This is a genomic window from Paenibacillus nanensis (assembly GCF_003583765.1).
In the GTDB taxonomy this organism is placed as follows: domain Bacteria; phylum Bacillota; class Bacilli; order Paenibacillales; family Paenibacillaceae; genus Pristimantibacillus; species Pristimantibacillus nanensis.
In genome coordinates, this window is the sequence record NZ_QXQA01000006.1 from 72,404 (window position 1) to 85,676 (window position 13,273).

Sequence of the window (13,273 nt, forward strand, 5' to 3'; positions counted from 1 at the left end):
TCCCATTGTGAGAAGAAAGGGCCAAGCGTCTCATCCACCTAAGGACCCGCGCCCAGCCCTATTCTCACGAACTTAGTAGCCTAGCTTGCTTTTTGTTTTCTGGAAGACGTCGTTCGCCATTTGCGTATAGCGCGCGCTTCCGTTCGCTTCGACTTGAGCTTTGTACGACTCCCAGTTGTCGAAGCTTTCCTGGCCGGTGATGAACTTCAGCGTCATCGTCTTCACGTAGTCGATGAGCGGCGTCTTGATCAGATCCATTTGCTCCGTTTCTTCCGGCGTCGCCATAATCGGAGGCGCCAGCTTGCGCTTTTCGCGCGTGTTTACTGTCCGATTGAAGTAATCCTTTTCGCCTTCCGTCATCTTGGACGTTTTCAGCTTCGTGTTACCGCCATACGCGAACACCCCGCCGGCAAAGCCGAAATCGACGTTCAATTGCTTCGAAGCGCCTTCGTTCATGCCGTTGTAATAAATATCCGGGTTCAGCACAATATTGCCTTCCGCGTCTTTGGTGTATGTCTCTCCTTCCACGCCCCATAAGCTAAGCGTTTGTCCCTCGTCGGAATACCAGAGCCAATCGACGAAGCGGAGCATCTTGATGAAGCCTTCTTCGCCAAGCTCGTCAAGCGCGCGCTGACTGATCATTATGCCGTTTTCGAGTCTTGACGTCTCGATTTGCAGCTGCCCCTTCGGACCGCCGGGCTGAACGATCATGTACAGCTCTGCGCCGTCCACCTGCATTTTCGATTTGAAATCGGACAGCAGCTGGTAGTTGGCGTTAATCACATACGTGTCGCCTTTGAAAAACTTTGCCTGCGCCGTGTCGTCTTCCTGCGTGAACGATTCCGGATCCATAATGCCTTCTTTCACTAGCTTATTGAAGTATTCCAGGTATGCTTTGAAATCGTCGGAAGCGTTGGCGAATTGAAACTCTTGCTTGTCATGGTCGAAGGTGAGACCGTTCGAAATGCCCCATCCGCCGGTTACGCCGTATTGGACGGCCGCGATATTTAGCGTAGATTCGCCTTTGAACTGGTCGGAGATGACATATTTCGCTCCGGTATGCGCCTTCACTTTCTTCATCGCTTCGTAGAAGTCCTCGTACGTCCAGTTCGCTTCTTCGCCGGTAACGTCTACGCCTGCCGCTTCGAACACGTCTTTGCGGATAATATAAGAGTAGCCGCCGCCGGATACTTCCCACATGCCAGGCAGGACATAATATTTGCCGTCCTCCTTCAGCTTCGCTTTCAGATCCTCTTCCATGCCCCAGTCCTTAACGGCCTTCATGTAGTTCGGCATGTACTGCACCCAGTCGCTGACAGGGACGATTTGACCGGAAGCGACGAAAGCGGATTCATCATAAGTCTTAGGAATAATATAGGGCGCGTCGCCGCTGTTCACAAGCAGCGATTTTTGATTTTCATACTCCGTCCTTGCTGTAATCGACAAGTCAAAGCTTACGTTTGTTTTTTCTTTAATCGCGCTCCACAATCTCCAGTCCTCCCGATAAGGATAGTTCTCGTGGTCGCTGTACATCATGGAGTAAGTGACGGGATCATTCGAGCGGAACGTCTGGCCTTCGCCGAACGTGTAGTCTGCCGCTTCGCCGTTATCCGCCCCCGCCGTAGCCGATGGAGTGTCCGTGTTTTTGCCCGCATTGTTGTTGTTCCCGTTCGAGCTGCATGCCGCCGTAAAAGCGAGCATCAAAGCCAGCAATACCATAACGCTTGCTCTACTGATTTTTCTCATCGTTTTGCCTCCCTTTATTCGTAGAAACTTCTATATTACGGGTCAGCCGTTAAGCCTTGCCGGTAATACCGATTACCCTTTAACCGCCCCGATCATCATCCCTTGCACGAAATAACGCTGTACGAAAGGATACATACAAATGATCGGAAGCGAGGTGAGCACCATGGCCGTCGATTTGACGGTTGCCGCAATCTGGCTCGTCTCCTCGGAGGCTGCGCCGATTTCGGTCGGACTGACCGCGTTGTCGATAATTTGCTTGAGATACAGCGCGATCGGCCATTTCTCCTTCGACTGCAAATAAAGCGAAGGCCCGAACCAGTTGTTCCACATGCCGACGATTACAAACAGCGTAATCGTAGCTATAATCGGCTTCGATAGAGGAAGAATGATTCGGGTGAAAATGCCGAATACGTCCAGCCCGTCTACCCGGCCCGCTTCCTCAAGCTCATTCGGAATGTTCGCAAAAAAGGTTTTCATCAAAATTACGTTGAAGGCGCTGATGGCGCCGGGAATAACGATCGCCCAAACCGTATCCCGCATGCCGAGCGTCTTCGCGACCAGGATGTAGTTCGGAATAAGGCCTCCGCCGAAATACATCGTAAAGAGCACGAACGGGATCACAATTTTGTTCAGCCGCAGCTTCGCCTTGGACAGCGGATACGACATGACGGCCGTCGCGGCTACGGCGATGAACGTGCCTAGGACGGAGTAAAATATGGTATTGCCGTAATAACGGAAGAAATCCGGCTTGCTCATAATGATCTCGTACGTTCTGGTCGTAAACTCGACGGGGAAGAAGCTGACTTTCCCCGCGTAGATGGCCGCTTCCGAGCTGAAGGACTGCGCGACCAGATAAACGAACGGATATAAAGTGAAGAGGACGACAAGCGTCATGATGAATCCGTTTACAATTGTAAAAGCGCTGAACCGCAAAGTTTTCTTCATGGAGGGGCTCCTTTCTACCAAAGGCTTGATTTCGTCGTTCGTTTCGAAATTTCGTTCGCGATCGTAACCAGGATAAGACCGATAATGCCTTCAAACAGGCCGACAGCCGTCGCGAAGCTGAAGTTGCCGCCGGTGATGCCCATCCGGTAAACATAGGTGGAGATAACGTCCGCCGTTTCATAGGTAAGGGGATTGTACATGAGCAATATTTTTTCGAAATTCGATCCGAGAATGCTGCCGATATCCAAAATAAGTAGCACCATGATCGTCGGCAGTATGCCTGGAATCGTAACGTGCAAGGCTTGTCTGAAACGGGTAGCGCCATCGATTTTCGCCGCTTCGTAAAGCTCCGTATTAATCGCGGTCATCGCGGCCAAATACAGAATCGTGCCCCACCCAAGGCTCTGCCAAATGCCGGATGTAACGTAAAGCGTCGGGAACCATTCCGGCAGCGAGATGAATGCGATGGGCTCCATGCCGAACTTCCCGAGCAAAGCGTTAATCGGTCCGGTTAACGAAACCATCTCCTTGACCATCCCTACGACAATAACGATCGAAATAAAATGCGGAAGGTACGACACGGTCTGCACGAACTTCTTCCACTTCATCCACCTGATTTCGTGCAGCAGCAGCGCGAAGAGTAAGGTTAACGGGAATTTGACGGCCAAATAGCTTACGCTTAACGTCAAATCATTAAAGAAAGCTCGCCAGAAGGTCGGGTCATTCATAAACATTTCAAAGTACTGAAAGCCGACCCACTCGGAGCCGAGGATGTTCGGACCGCCTCTATATTTGCGGAAGGCGATAATGTTGCCGATCATCGGCGCGTACTTAAAGATGACAAAATAGATGAGGGGGATTACCAGGAACGAATACAGCTTCCATTCCTTTCTGACGTGCTTCCAAAGCGGGCTTGCGTCTGCGACCTGATCTTTTGTATAAGCGGCCATGCCTCCATCACATCCTTACGAAATTTTCCCTAGCTGCGCTTTTAAGTCCTTGCCCCATCACTGTAGCGAAAGGCGGCTTGCGTTCTCAATGTGCAATAACGAAAATGATGTACGAATAAAGGGAAAACGCGGGTGATCGTTTGAAATCAAGGTTCAAAATCCCGAATCCGCCGGCAAAAATAAAAAAGAAACCTCCGAAGCTTCGGAGGTTTCATCTTTCCCTATACCGTTCGTATGCCGCTTGTTTAATGGCCAATACCCGATCGATTCCCATCGCCTTCAGCTGCTCGACCATCTCATCGTAAGCACCGATCGGATCCACGCCCATAACGATGCGGAGCTCCGCATCCTTGACATATTCGCTTATCTCGCTCATCAGGGCGGACAGCTCGCTCGCTTCCTCCGGCGTCGGCGTAATGGGAGGGAGCAAATAATGCTCATGGTTGGTTTGCTTCCATATTTGCAATGCCTGATTCGTCTCCTCAAACTTCCATTCCAGCTCGGAATCCCGCTGAATCATTGGAAAGTTCGTCTGATGCGCGTATTGCAGCATCACTTGGTCGCTGGACTGGCCGTCCGGATTCGAGACAACAAAATCCGTATAGTCCGGCTTGCCGTCCTCCATCGTATAGGTCACCCCTTCGATCCCGAACGTGTTCAGCATGACGCCTTCCTCCGAGTACGCGTAATCCAGCCAGCGCACCGCCGCCTCCAAGTTTTTCGTCGTCGCCTTGATTGCGGCTGAGCTTGTGCCTGGGTACGCGTTGTCGAGCTGTCCGAACTTCGGAATCTCGCCTTCGTTCAACGTCGGGTAGGGCGCAGCGGTATAACGTGCTCCCGAGCCGTTCGTCGATGCGGCAAGATTGTATTTCTCGATGTAGGCGTGCCAGCCGATCGTAGCGCCGCTTATGCCGGTCGTCATTTTTTTATCGACGGTTTCCAGATCCAGCAGCGCATAGTCTCGATCGATTAGCCCCTCGTCGTACCATTCGCTCATCGTCTTCAAATAATCGCGGTACCCCGGCTCCAGATAGCCGTATTTGACTTGCCCGTCCTCGACGTAGAAGTTGCCCATGACGCCGAACGCTCCGGCAAAGCCCGCTGTCCTCTCGCCCAGAAATAAGGTGCGCAAGGTCAGAGGCGATTGCGCTCCCTTCTTCTCCTTAAAGGCTTTGAGCGCCGCATGCCATTCCTCAATCGTCGTTGGAACGGAAAGGCCCAGCTCATCGAGCCAATCCTTCCGAACGATCGGCCCGCCGTAGACGCGGCCCTGCTCCGAACGGATGAACGGAAACGCATAATAAACGCCGCTGTCCGTCTTCACCATTTTGTCGATATCGGGATTTTCCTCCAGCACCCGCTTGAAGTTCGGCGCATACCGGTCGATGACGTCATTCAGCGGCAGGATGTAGCCTTGCTCGATCGCTTTCTCCGGCCCTCCCGGAAACTCCAGCCAATTGTTCATGAAGATATCCGGCAAATTCCCTGAAGCGAGCAGATAGTCAAATTTATCGTCCGACATCGGAACGCCGCCGAGATGCCGAATTTTAATGCCCGTGCGCTTCTCGTATTCCTGGTCGATCGGTCCCCGGTTCGGCATCCCCATATCGGGAAATTCCGTCATTAGCGTTAACGTCGGGCCGCCTTCCAGCGGATAGGAGAAAGCCTGTCCTTCCTCTATTCGAGGATCCGATTTCCCGGGAGCGCCTGTCGCCCCTTGATCTCCTCCGCTTTCCCCACCGAAGCATCCTGTCGCTAGCAGGGCAAAAACGAAAATGACGATCCAGCCCTTCCTAAGCCAATCGAGCTTTTTCGCAGCCATCATAACGCCTCCTCTCCCTTCGCGAACAATTTCCGAAGTACTTTAGCAGATGGTTTTATATTTGCCGGGCGTAATTCCTTCATACTTTTTGAATACCCGAATAAAAGCGTGACCGCTTGCAAAGCCGACCCGCGCCGCCGTATCGTCAATGCTCGCCCCTTCCTGAAGAAGCAGCTTCGAGGCTTCGACGCGCGTCTGGCTGATGAAATCATGAAGGCCTTGCCCCGTCTGTTCGCGGAATAACTTGGATACGTATTGCGGCGTCAGGCGGAAGCTGTCGCCGATCATCGACACGCTCAAGTTCTTATCGCTGTAATGCTCTTGCACGTACGCCATCACTTTATCTCCGATTCCGGCGCTCGTCTGGACGGACTGCTTGCAGCGAAGCGCGCCGATGACGCGATCCAGGATGTCCAGAAGCTCCTGATGGAATTCCGATTTGGTCGAGCACGACAGCAGCCGCTTAAGCGGACGCCATTCATCCCATGCGATGCCGGCCTGCTCTTGATCGGGAATCGTCTTAATGAGCGTCGTCGCTACGTCCAGCAGAACAAATTTGGCGATTTCTAGAGACGACTGGCTTTGGAAGGCCTGGTGAACGACATGATCGATCATTGCCCTTGCCTTCTCGAACTCATCGGCCTTCATCAGATTCATAAGGATCATTTGATCGTTCACGGTAAAGAAGTAGCTGCTCTCGCTCGGCTTAACATCCCCATACCAGATCAGCATGCCTTCACCCAGCACCATGCGGTATTCCTGAGCCTCAAGCGCCTGCAGAAACGCCTGATGCACGCCGTCTAGGCCAGTCTGAAGCTCGCTGCCCGCCGCTGTGAACCGCAGCTGATAACGCGCCGTAATGAACTCGGCTGCCCCAGCCAGCGCATCCTCCATCCCGTCCTTCCACTCCTCCTCGCAATCCGGGTCGACGTTAACGACCGCCGCCAAGGTCCCGTCCACATCCGTAAAATGAATGCTGAAGCGGTCGCGGATAAAATCGGAGACGATATTGGAGACGATAAACTGGGATAAAGCCAGCACGTTCCGGTCGCTTCCATCGCTTTCGATATAGAACAGCAGCACCGCGAACCGGTCCGACTTCCAGGTCAGACGGTGCGCCTTCGCCAGCTCCGCAGGCGGCACGTTCCGGTCCGTCTTCCCCTTAAGCAGCCTTTCCAAATAATAATTTTGCAGCACCCGAAGCTGCTGGACTTGCTTGCTCGACATGTCGTCCCGCTCGCGGATCGTCTCGAGCACGCTCCGTTGGATAAACGAATATTCATCCTTATCGGGGCTTGCCCCTTGGGGAGCGCTCTTCGAAAAGACGCTCACGAGCCGTTTGACCGGTCCATAATTTTTGCGGGAGAAATAATAAATGACCGCGCCGCCGATCATCATGCAAAGAAGAAGTCCGGCTATGTTCATCGTTTGGATGGCTCGCGTCCGCTCCCAGAATACGTCGGTCGGGAATACGCTCACATATTTCCAGCCCGTCGTATCGGACGATTCGATCGTCACCACCGACTTAACGCCGTCGATCGTATCCGTGAACGTCCCCGATCCGCGGCTGCCCCATTCGGCGTAAGCCGATGGCGAAATCGACTCCGTCTCCGCGCTCTGGAACAAAATTTGATGGCTCGAATCCATGATGAACACATGGCCCTTCTCCACCCAGTCGATATTTTCGAGCATCGTTTTCATTTTTTCAACATTGAGAGGAAACAGCATCATGCCAGCGGATTGCTGCTCCGACTGCATGTGGAACGACCTCACATAGGACGGCGTTATCGTGCGCTTGCCGGCATTCTCTACCGGCAGAAGCACGTATTTTCCCGGCTGGTTCTCCTTCATCAGCTTGAGCCAGTCCTCGAACGCGAATGCATCCGTCTGGTGCTTCATTTCGTAAAATAACCGTTCTTCGACGAACGTTTCGCTTGAAAGCACCGCCCCCAGTTCATTCGAGTAAATATAAATTCCTTTAATGAAGTCATTTGCGGACAGCATATTATTTAATTCCTGCTTCGTTTTATAAAGAAGGTAAGCGTTTTCAACTTCTCCTGGCGTTTGCTCGAGAAGCATACGGACATCCGGATGGATGGACAACTGCGCGCCAAGGCTTTCCGTCTGCTGCAGCTCGCCGTCTACAATATACCGGACCTGCTGAAGCATGGCGCCGCTCGCCCTTTTAATTTCATTCTCGACGATTCCTCTCGTTTGGCTGTAGACGACAACGCTGAGTATAACCGGTATGAACAAAATGACGGCATACGATACAATCCACCGAAACGCTACGCTTCGCGCAAAATTGCTTTTTCCCCATCGCATGGCGCTCCCTCCTATCCCCAACCTCCATGTACAACTTCTATAGTAGCATGAATGAAACGGTGATTTTAAATGTACAATTTGAAAATCGATGTACATTTTGGAGAATGAGGCCTAGGCGCAATAAAAAACCGCCGTTCGAGACGGCGATTTTAGATGAGGGAGCTTCACTTTTTTACGCGGATTGCGACCGGTCAATGCCGAGCGCCTCGTCCGTAATCCGTCTAATATCTACAGTGGAGACGATTTCGTCGTTCACCATGTCCGGCAAAATGTGATTCAAAAAATAGTCGACGCAGTGCAGCTTAATATTTTTAATCTTCACAAGAGCGTCCCGGTACATTTTCACGAATTCCTTCTCCGTATTCCCGCGCTGGAGCTCCGCAAACGCTTCGTATACTTGATCCATCTTGTCGGCTACTTCCAGAATCAAGCCTTCTACCGAATCGTCCTTGCCTTCCCGCAGCTGATTATGGAAGATCGCTTTGAACTCATCCGGTATATGCTCTTCGATGAAGTGATAAACCATGCCCTCTTCCACCTGCTGAATCAGCTTTCGCAGCTCGGGGGACGAGTGCTTGACCGGCGTCTTAATATCGCCGATAAAGATTTCGCCGTAATCGTGGCTGCTTGTGATCTCATATAGTTTTTTCCAGTTAATCGTCACACCGTTTCTCTCTTCAATATCCGCAAGCGTCTTGGCATACTGCACAACCTTCCAAGAATGCGCGGCGACGCTATGTTCCTCGAATTTAAATTTTCCGGGACAGCGAATGATCCGTTCCAATTCGTTCAACGATCGAAAGTAATAATGAATACCCATGAATCATTCTCCTTCCAGCAGTCGGTGTAACGCTAGTATACAAAGCGCGTGTAAATTCTGCATGAACGGAGCTTTATCATTCGGTTAATTTTTCGGACGCCCTACTTACAAAATAAAAAAACGCCGCACTGAGAGAACGGCGCCTCATGGTTAGAAGCGGCATTCCTCAATGTGACGTTTATTGTGGGAAGGTTTGCTGTTCATCTAGCTGATTAACGCGACCAGGCTCTTGAACTCGAGCTCCTCGAATTTGCTCAGCACCATCTGCCGCTCATATTGCCAGCAGCAGCTTTCAAGCTCCGCCTGCAGCGGCGCATTTCTGCGGATCGTGGCCAAATCGCGGGACAGATGGAGCATATCCAGATCGGCTTCGATTTTCGCGCGAATCGTTTTCGAGACGGCGTCAAGGTTCGCAAGCAGCCCGTCAATCGTTCCATGCTCCAAGATGAGCTTAAGAGCTGTTTTTTCGCCTATGCCGCGCACACCCGGATAATTGTCGCTCGTATCGCCCATCAGGCCTTTCAAGTCGATAATTTGCGAAGGCGTCAGCTGGCGTTCCTCCATCAAGCTTGACGGCGTGTAGACCATATAATTGCCGATGCCCTTTTTCATGATGGCAACCGACACGCGGTCATCCACCAGCTGCAGCATATCATGGTCGCCTGTTACAATGACAATCTCTGCTTGATCTCTGAACATAGCAGACAGTGTGCCGATGCAGTCATCCGCTTCGTAGCCTTCGATGCCCAGATTCGGAACGTTGAAGCTCGCCACAACTTCCTTCACCAAATCGAACTGCGGAATCAAATCTGCCGGCGCTTCCGGGCGGTTCGACTTATAGCCGTCGTACTGCTCGGTCCGGAACGTTTTGCTCCCCATATCCCAGCAGCAGATGACATGCGTCGGGTTAAACTTTTGGACCGCATCCATAAAATAACGGACGAACCCGTGCACCGCGTTTACCGGCACGCCGGAGCTTGTCCTTCTAATGCTACCTGTGAAGGACGTTGCGAAATACGCCCGGAACAAGATAGCCATGCCGTCGACCAACAGCAGTTTTTGCTCATTCACTTCGATCCGCTCCATTCTATCGCCTATTCTATGCATTTATTCTACCATAAGCTCTCCGCGGATAAAGCATCCAATTCGTACCGCCGCTTCCCGAAGCCTCTCCTCCGATTCGACAAGCGCAATCCGCACGTAGCCTTCACCCTCTGAGCCAAAAGCCTCTCCAGGCACCACAACTACGCCTGTCCGTTTCAGCATTTCCTGGGAAATGGTTCTCGAGCTCCATGGCATACCCATGTCCCAAGCCATATCCGGCAGCTTCGCCCAGACGAACATTGTCGCTTTCGGACTGGCCACTTGCCATCCTTCCGATCGAAGAACCTCTACAAAAGTGTTTCTCCGGCGTTCATAAAGGACGCCCGCCTTCACGTAATCCGGATTGGATATCGCTTCATTTAGCGCAACGACCGCGGCTTCCTGCACGGGATCAAAGGCGCCGTAATCAATATTCGCCTTCAGCTCGCGAAGCGCACCTACGGCCTCCTTGTTACCGACGAGGAATCCAAGCCGGCAGCCCGCCATATTAAAGCTCTTGGACATCGAATGGAATTCGACCGCCAGCTCCTTTGCGCCGGCAACCTGTAAAATGCTCGGCGGCTCGCAGCCGTCAAACCCCATCTCCGAATAAGCGAGATCGTGAACGACAAGCACGCCGTACTGGCGGGCTTTTTGGAGAAGCCGCTCGAAAAAGGCAAGGTCGGCGACCGCTGAGAGGGGATTGTTGGGATAGTTAAGTAAAATAAACTTAGCCTTGCGCCAATTCTCCTCCGTTATTGCCTCTAGGTCCGGCAAAAATCCGTTCTCCTCCCGCAGCGGCATAAGGACGGCTTCTACTCCGGCAAGCGCAAGCGAACCAGCGTAAATCGGATACCCCGGGTTCGGCAGCAGCGCGGTGTCTCCCGTGTCGCAAATCGCCATCGCAAGATGAGCGAGACCGTCTTGCGAGCCGAGCAGCGTGACGATCTCTTCGTCAGGATCGGCCTCGACGCCGAATCGATACTTCATCCAGGCGGCAGCCGCCTCCTTGAACGGCATGCCGCTTTTTGTTGCTGGGTAGGCGTAAGTGTCCTCCCTTAAAGCGGCCTCCGACAACGCCTTGCGCACGGCTTCGGACGGCGGCTGATCCGGGCTGCCGATGCCGAGGTCAATAATATCAAGCCCTTTGGCTGCAGCTTCCCTCTTCCAAGCCGCCACTTCGGCGAAAATAGAAGAGCCCAGCTGCGACAACCGTTCCGATCTCCACGACTTGGTGCCTGCGCTCTCCTTACTCATGTTTGCCCCATACCTGCTCGTAGGTATCTTCTTTGTAGCCTACCGTCACTTTTTTGCCGTCGGTTACGATCGGTCGTTTGATCAGCATCCCATGCTGCGAGAGCAGCTCCAGCTTTTCTTCCTCCGACATGCTTCCCAGCTTGTCCTTCAGCCCGAGCTCCCGGTATACCTCGCCGGATGTATTGAACAGCTTTTTAATATCCAAACCGCTGATCTCAAGCAGCTGCTTCAGCTCCTTCGCCGATGGCGTGTCGTTGACGATATCCCGCGAGATAACCTCGTTGCCTTTATTTTTGAGCGATTTCACGGCAGCTCTGCAGGTGCTGCATTTCGGATATTCGATGATCGTTACTTTGTTGGTATTGTCAGTATGCACGATTCGTTTCCCCTTTCAAACCTTAGCGGCGTCCGCCCCGCCTTTCAATAATTGTTCAAGACTGCGCAGCTCAGGCGGCAGCGGCGCGCGCCACTCCATCTGTTCCTTTTTGATGGGGTGTACGAAGCCTAACGTTTCCGCATGCAAGGCTTGTCTCCCCGCCGCGCTCTCCCATGCTTCATTGCCAAGCTCTCCCGGTCCGTACATTTTGTCGCCGATGAGCGGGCAGCCGATATGTTTCATATGCACCCGAATTTGATGCGTTCTCCCCGTTTCCAGCTTAAGCCGGACGCAAGCGGCTCGTAAATCGGAGTCCCCCTCATACACATGTACAGCTTCATAATGCGTGACGGAAGGGTAGCCATCCGGCGTCACGACGCGCAGATGCGGCTGTTCCTTATCGCGGTCGATCGGTTCGTTGACGGTTCCCGACCGCGGCTCCGGTATGCCGTAGACGTAAGCCAGGTACAGCTTCGTAACCGCGCCGGCTTGGAGCTGCTCCGACAGCTGCTGATGCACATAGCCCGTTTTGGCAATGGCGACGAGGCCCGACGTTTCCTCATCCAGCCGGTGGATAGGTCGGAACCGGACCTTCTCGCCTCTCTCTTTCCAGTGATGCACGACGCCGTTCGCCAACGTTCCCGTATAATGGCCGTGTGTCGGATGAACAATCATGCCGGCCGGTTTATTGACGATCAGCAGGTCATCGTCCTCATAGACGATCTCAATCGGGATGGGCTGCGGCAAAATATCGTCCGACTCCTCGCGCTCCATGCGCAGCCGGATAATGTCGCCTGCCGATACCGGAGCCGTCGTATAAACCCGCTTCTCGTTGACGGTAAGGCCGTGCTCGGTCAGCTTCACCTGCGACAGCAGCTTGCGGGAGACGCCAAGCCTCCGCTCGAGCACGTTTCGCACGGCTTTGCCGTCATCCTCGGGCGAGACGACGACGGTAAGCGGCGCGTAATACCGCTCGTCCAAATCTGATGGGCCGTTACCCTCCATTATCGCTTCCGCTGCCCCCGTCCTTTTTCCGCTTGCGGAACACTTCGGCGCTGCGCACATATTCCGTATCCGGCACGCCAAGCTTGGCGTTCGCCGCCCGCGCCGCCGCAAAGAAATAATCCGATAAGCGGTTGATATAGATAAGCACGTCTTGGTTGATCGTGTGATCGCGCGAGAGCGTCACGACGCGGCGCTCCGCTCTGCGGCACACGGTTCGGCATACGTGCAGCGTGGAGGATAGGACGCTTCCTCCCGGAAGAATAAATCTCGTAATCTCCGGAGCTTCTTGTATGTAACGGTCGATCCACGCCTCTAAGCGTGTCGCAGGTTCTTCATTCATTTTGTAAGGCGCGCCGGCTTTTGCATACGCGAGGTCAGAACCGCAATCGAACAGCTCTTGCTGAATGTCGATTAGCTGATCGGCAAGCTCGGCCAGACTCGCATGCTTCTCCGCTTCGGCTTGAGCGAGGCCGACGAAGCTGTTCAGTTCGTCGATGGTGCCGTATGCTTCAACTCGCATATCGTCTTTGTATACTCTTCCGCCGATTAAGCTCGTTTCGCCTTTGTCGCCGGTTTTTGTGTATAGTCGCATGGTTTCACTCCTTCTTTAGGGCTTGCTGTGCCGGGACGCTGCAAGCGGGGTTATTTGTTCCGTTGTCGTTTTGACGGTGCGCGGGGCCGCTGCAAGCATGGTCATTCTTCCGACCGCTCGATTGCTTGATTTCAAGGTAACAATCCAACTACAAAGGCGAGCACTGCAGTTTCTCCAGAACGCCCCCGCTTTCCGCTTGATGAGTTAGCGTATTAGAACAAACACAGCTTGGTATGAATCGCATCTGAGTCTAGTAGCTTAAGGCGCTGCATTCGCCCCACTTCCGCCAACTAAGCAGTTCAACCACAATATAAGGCGGCGGGACCGATCTATTTCAGCCGGAACCCGCATT

The 13,273-nt window shown here is 53.1% G+C and carries 11 protein-coding genes; all 11 read right to left on the reverse strand.

Annotated elements, in window-relative coordinates; all coding sequences use genetic code 11:
* Positions 1–72 precede the first annotated feature (72 nt).
* The 11 genes from D3P08_RS11575 to D3P08_RS11625 all read right to left on the reverse strand — a co-directional run bounded on the left by D3P08_RS11575 (position 73) and on the right by D3P08_RS11625 (position 12,921).
* The gene (locus D3P08_RS11575; protein ID WP_119599863.1) at positions 73–1,746 is read right to left on the reverse strand and encodes an ABC transporter substrate-binding protein; all 1,674 of its coding nucleotides are present in this window, start codon (positions 1,744–1,746) and stop codon (positions 73–75) included.
* Positions 1,747–1,818: 72 nt separating this feature from the next.
* A complete protein-coding gene (locus D3P08_RS11580; RefSeq protein WP_119599864.1) occupies positions 1,819–2,691 on the reverse strand; it encodes a carbohydrate ABC transporter permease in 873 nt (290 codons plus the stop codon).
* A gap of 14 nt (positions 2,692–2,705) precedes the next feature.
* Positions 2,706–3,641 (reverse strand): ABC transporter permease, encoded by a 936-nt coding sequence (locus D3P08_RS11585; RefSeq protein ID WP_119599865.1) that lies wholly within the window; start codon positions 3,639–3,641, stop codon positions 2,706–2,708.
* A 211-nt stretch (positions 3,642–3,852) separates the two neighbouring features.
* Positions 3,853–5,463, reverse strand: a complete 1,611-nt coding sequence (locus D3P08_RS11590) for an extracellular solute-binding protein (protein WP_119599866.1) — start codon at positions 5,461–5,463, stop codon at positions 3,853–3,855.
* Positions 5,464–5,505: 42 nt separating this feature from the next.
* Complete coding sequence (locus tag D3P08_RS11595) at positions 5,506–7,788, reverse strand: AraC family transcriptional regulator (protein ID WP_119599867.1); 2,283 nt, start codon at positions 7,786–7,788, stop codon at positions 5,506–5,508.
* Positions 7,789–7,960: 172 nt separating this feature from the next.
* Positions 7,961–8,608, reverse strand: coding sequence for a YfbR-like 5'-deoxynucleotidase (locus D3P08_RS11600; RefSeq protein ID WP_119599868.1), 648 nt, complete (start codon positions 8,606–8,608; stop codon positions 7,961–7,963).
* 204 nt (positions 8,609–8,812) lie between these two features.
* Positions 8,813–9,685, reverse strand: a complete 873-nt coding sequence (locus tag D3P08_RS11605; protein ID WP_119600041.1) for a 5'-3' exonuclease — start codon at positions 9,683–9,685, stop codon at positions 8,813–8,815.
* A gap of 30 nt (positions 9,686–9,715) precedes the next feature.
* On the reverse strand, positions 9,716–10,948 hold the full coding sequence (locus D3P08_RS11610) for an aminotransferase class I/II-fold pyridoxal phosphate-dependent enzyme (protein ID WP_119599869.1): 1,233 nt from the start codon (positions 10,946–10,948) through the stop codon (positions 9,716–9,718).
* On the reverse strand, positions 10,941–11,324 hold the full coding sequence (locus tag D3P08_RS11615; protein WP_119599870.1) for an arsenate reductase family protein: 384 nt from the start codon (positions 11,322–11,324) through the stop codon (positions 10,941–10,943). The genes D3P08_RS11610 and D3P08_RS11615 overlap by 8 nt, the downstream gene beginning before the upstream one ends.
* A gap of 15 nt (positions 11,325–11,339) precedes the next feature.
* Entirely contained in the window at positions 11,340–12,329 is a 990-nt protein-coding gene (locus D3P08_RS11620) for an RluA family pseudouridine synthase (RefSeq protein WP_119599871.1), read from the reverse strand.
* Positions 12,319–12,921: a cob(I)yrinic acid a,c-diamide adenosyltransferase gene (locus D3P08_RS11625; protein ID WP_119599872.1), complete on the reverse strand. Its 603-nt coding sequence runs from the start codon at positions 12,919–12,921 to the stop codon at positions 12,319–12,321. Before D3P08_RS11625 ends, D3P08_RS11620 begins: the two co-directional genes overlap by 11 nt.
* Positions 12,922–13,273: the final 352 nt, after the last annotated feature.

Coding starts and splice junctions, on each gene's coding strand:
- D3P08_RS11595 (WP_119599867.1), bottom strand. CDS start 7,788: ATGCGATGGGGAAAAAGCAATTTTGCGCGAAGCGTAGCGTTTCGGTGG.
- D3P08_RS11575 (WP_119599863.1), bottom strand. CDS start 1,746: ATGAGAAAAATCAGTAGAGCAAGCGTTATGGTATTGCTGGCTTTGATG.
- D3P08_RS11600 (WP_119599868.1), bottom strand. CDS start 8,608: ATGGGTATTCATTATTACTTTCGATCGTTGAACGAATTGGAACGGATC.
- D3P08_RS11590 (WP_119599866.1), bottom strand. CDS start 5,463: ATGGCTGCGAAAAAGCTCGATTGGCTTAGGAAGGGCTGGATCGTCATT.
- D3P08_RS11610 (WP_119599869.1), bottom strand. CDS start 10,948: ATGAGTAAGGAGAGCGCAGGCACCAAGTCGTGGAGATCGGAACGGTTG.
- D3P08_RS11580 (WP_119599864.1), bottom strand. CDS start 2,691: ATGAAGAAAACTTTGCGGTTCAGCGCTTTTACAATTGTAAACGGATTC.
- D3P08_RS11620 (WP_119599871.1), bottom strand. CDS start 12,329: ATGGAGGGTAACGGCCCATCAGATTTGGACGAGCGGTATTACGCGCCG.
- D3P08_RS11625 (WP_119599872.1), bottom strand. CDS start 12,921: ATGCGACTATACACAAAAACCGGCGACAAAGGCGAAACGAGCTTAATC.
- D3P08_RS11585 (WP_119599865.1), bottom strand. CDS start 3,641: ATGGCCGCTTATACAAAAGATCAGGTCGCAGACGCAAGCCCGCTTTGG.